General features: G+C 68.5%; 3 protein-coding genes. 2 read left to right on the forward strand and 1 reads right to left on the reverse strand.

What is annotated here, in order from left to right; genetic code table 11:
- A partial coding sequence (locus tag ESO86_RS19005; protein ID WP_207207123.1) for a hypothetical protein occupies positions 1 to 479 on the forward strand: 479 nt, incomplete at its 5' end.
- 464 nt (positions 480 to 943) lie between these two features.
- Positions 944 to 1,312 (forward strand): hypothetical protein, encoded by a 369-nt coding sequence (locus ESO86_RS13010; protein WP_207207124.1) that lies wholly within the window; start codon positions 944 to 946, stop codon positions 1,310 to 1,312.
- A gap of 318 nt (positions 1,313 to 1,630) precedes the next feature.
- On the opposite strand, the gene ESO86_RS13015 is transcribed toward ESO86_RS13010, so the two are convergent.
- On the reverse strand, positions 1,631 to 3,661 hold the full coding sequence (locus ESO86_RS13015; protein ID WP_207207125.1) for a primary-amine oxidase: 2,031 nt from the start codon (positions 3,659 to 3,661) through the stop codon (positions 1,631 to 1,633).
- Positions 3,662 to 3,846: the final 185 nt, after the last annotated feature.

Genomic DNA, 3,846 nt, shown 5'->3' on the forward strand with positions numbered 1-3,846 from the left:
ACCGTGACGTGACCGCGCTCGGCCGCCACGATCAACTCCGCGCGCTGCGGCTCGGCGGGGCGACGAGCCTGCTCAGCTTGGCACCGCTCACCGCCCTGGAGAACCTGACTGATCTGAGCGTGGAGCAAGCACACAAACTCGACGATCCGACCTCGCTCGGCGCGTTCACGCGACTCGCCGCGCTCGAGTTCGGCAACGGATACCCCGGATCAGGCAAGAGCGTCATCCTTCCCGACCTCGGATGGGTCAGACCCCTCACACGTCTTCGGACACTGGGGCTCCCCGGCATCCGCCTGCTCGACGCCGATCTCTCTCCCCTCCTCGGCCTGCCCGAGCTCGAACACCTCCGACTGCCGCTGCGGCGGCAATACCGAAAGCAGGTGTTCGACCTCGCTGACAGCAGCGACGTCTTCGCCGATATCGCAGCGCAATACGAAGCCCTCGACAGCTGGCGCGCCAGTCTGCGAAGCGCGCCATAGCGGTCGACGACATGCTGACGCTGCCGCTACGATCATCTGCACTAGATCGCTCGCACAAGGCCCGCGGGAAGCCGGACAGGGTGGCGAGATAACGACTTGGGGCACGTGATGTCGTGGCTCGAAAGAGCCACGGCAAAGTACCGCTGTCACCCGCGGTCGTTCCTGTTTCACGACATGGAGCCGCGGTGTCTACCTGCCCAAAAACCCCTCTTCCTTCCCTCTACACGGCCGGCCGTGCGTTGCTCGCGGCGCGGGCCAGGATGCTCGGTCAGCAGCGAACTCGCGTGGTCGTCGGCATTCATCCCTGCGCGCAATGCGGCGCTTTCCACCTGACTTCGAATCCCAGGTCGGGCTCGTCATCATTGACACGTCGCGCACTCGTTCTTGCGCGCCGATGAGCCCGCGCACGGGGCGAACCGTTCGATCCGTCGGCGGAGCAGGGACGATCATCTCGAGCACGTTCCGTGACCCGGATCGTGCAGAGTGTGAGGATGCGACGGCGACCGAACCTCCGAGTGACGACCGAGTCGGGTCGGACCTGGGACGATCCGACGGAGGACTATCTGTTCATCCTCCTCGAGGACATCGACGAGCGGGATGAGGAGTTCCTGATACTGGAGCGACTCGGGGATGCATCGGGACAGACGTACATCCAGTGCCGACGCAACGACGAAGGGCGCTATCTCATCGAGCGGCGCGAGGGCGGGCCAGACAGGCACTACTGGACTACTGCTCCCGACATGCGTGTCGCCCATGAACTCATCGCATCCTGGGCGTACAACCCAACCCCGAGAGCGTCCGCAGCACGATGGACCAAGCTGCGATTCGGGTGAGGATGCTCGGGACCGACGCGACGTACTCACTCGAGATCAGGACTTGGTCGCCAGGGCCCGATAGCCGGTCCCCCCTCTGCTCCGATGCCGCCTGCCGGAGGGGGCGCAGTGGTCCCCGCGAGACGGGTGGGGACCGCTCGCACTTGACCCGCCCGAAAGGAATGTCCGTGAGGGGACCGTTACCGAGACGGTCCGGAAACGCGTGGGCCGGGCTCCGCGAGGAGGTCTGAGCGGACTGCGCGACCGCCGCCGGCGGCGCAGGGCGGGCGGATGCCGCTTCCGCGACATCCGCCCGCCCGTCGTCCGACCGCCCGCTCGTCAGGCCCCGTGCCCGTGCCCGTGCCCCGAGCACGAGCACGCGCCCGCCTCGCAGTGGCATCCGCCGGCCGCGGCATCCGTGTGGCACGCCATGCCGAGGGACTCGGAGGACGGGACGTTGAGCGTGGGGTTCCGCCCGAAGAAGCCGTACGGCTTCAGGGTGAACTTCGCGTAGTCCACGGGCATGACCGGCCAGTCCTCCACGCGCGGGAAGTGCGTGGGGCCGAAGGTGTGCCAGAGCACGATGTCCTCGCCGTCGATCGAGCGGTCGGCCTCGGTGTAGCGCGGGAGGCCGTCGCCGCCGGGGTTCTGGTTCACGAGGTCGCCCGCCGGGTAGCGCTCATCACGGTCGTAGCGGGTGACCCAGAGGTGCTTGCGCGTGAAGCCGGCGCGCTTGGCGATGACCGATTCGGGATCGGCGAGGAGCGTCGGCGTGCCCTCCGCGCGGAGCTCGTAGCCGACGGGCCGGCCGAGCCGGTTCTGCCGCTCGGTGTTGACGATGTGCCAGACGCGACCGGCGATGGGGTCGGCGTCGCGCGCGCCGTCCGCCTCGGTGCGCAGGCGCGTCGTGCGCTTGGTGAACGCGTTGCCGTAGGCGTTGCCCTCCCCCATCGGCACGCGGACCGCGTCGACCTCCTCGACCGCGTTCGCGACGCCGTCGACCATCATGTCGAGCCGTGCGCTGAAGAGGTGCTGGTGGTACGGGGCCCCGAGCCCGGGAGCGACTTCGCTCGCATGATCGCCCGCCTCCGGGTCGTAGGCCGACGAGAACAGCACGCCCGTGAGCTTCGCCTCGCACTCGATCGTGCCGTCGAGGTAGAGGTACCAGTAGAACCCGTAGTCGTAGTTGCCGACCGTCGTGAAGAAGCTGATCACGAGGCGCCGCTGGCGGCGGACCTCGTTCGAGCCCGTGTAGATGTCGGTGTGCTTCCAGAGGGTCCCGTAGTCCTCCTCGTGCATGCAGATCGCGTTCGGGATGACGCGGGGGTGGCCGAATTCGTCGGCGATGGTGGCGTCGAAGTACCGGATCTCGCCGAGGCAGTCGCACCCGAGCTGCAGGGAGTTCGCGTAGCGGCCGAAGACGTACTCCCCCGTGTCGAAGTAGTTCTGCCAGAAGCGCGCGGGAGACGGGTCGCCGTAGGGCACGACCATCTCGGCGATGGAGGCGCGGTAGACGATGTCGCGCTCGATGCCGCCCTGGTCGGCGTCGACGTAGCGGATGCGGCGGAGCACCAGCCCCTCGCGGGCATCGAACGCGAGCGAGAACCGCCAGTTCGCCCAGCTGACCCGGTCCTCCTCGACGGTGAAGCTCGGACCCTCGGGCTGGGTGATGCTGATCGGCTTCAGCGTGTCGAGCGGCGCGCCCTGCACCTCGGGGTCGTCGAAGTTGCCCGACTCGGCGGGGATCTCGTAGACCTTGTGGTCGACGAGCTCGAACATCCGACCCTCGATCATGTCGACGTAGGCGCAGAGCCCGTCGACGGGGTGCGCCCAGCAGTGGTCCTGCTCGTCGTGCCGCATGAAGGCGAGCACGCGGATGACGCAGCGCCCGCGCTCGGCCTCGAATCCGTACTCCCCCGCCGAGAGCGGGGCGAGCGCGACCTGCTCGTGGGTGATGCCGCGCTTGGCGAGGGCCTCGTGCCACTCGGGCTCGGAGCCGAGCAGGTCGTAGATCGCCTCGAACTCGACGTCGAGGATCGGGACCTGCCCGTTCGCGCCGTCGATGCCGGTCCGGCTGACGATCGCGCGGTCGGTGACCGACACGCGCACGTCCGCGGATTCGCCTGTGGCGCGGTCGAGCAGCAGGACTCGGGAGATGCGCGGCAGCTCGGCGCCCGAGAGCACGTCGGCCTTGGCGGGCTCGTCGAGGCCGACGTACACGAACCGCGTCTGCTCGGCGAGGAGGCCGGCTTCGGCCAGGATCTCGCGCGTCGCGTCGATCTCCTCGGCGGAGAGGCCGCGCATCGGGTCGAGCACGGGCGTGCCCGGATCGTGCGAGTGGTGCCGCTCTGCGGCTCGGGTGGTCGACATCGTCGTCATGGTGCACCTCGTTTTTCTCTACGTTTGTCGAGTAATATAGCCGGACTCACCGGAACAGGGAAGATTCGGGGAACGAATGGCCGAGGTCGCGCACGGATTCATGCTCGCCGGCGCGCTGGCGGGCACCGGCGCGACGCTCGCCCGGGGGCGCCGGCTCCGCGCGCTGGACGCGATCG

The organism is Agromyces binzhouensis (genome assembly GCF_004135055.1).
GTDB lineage: Bacteria > Actinomycetota > Actinomycetes > Actinomycetales > Microbacteriaceae > Agromyces > Agromyces binzhouensis.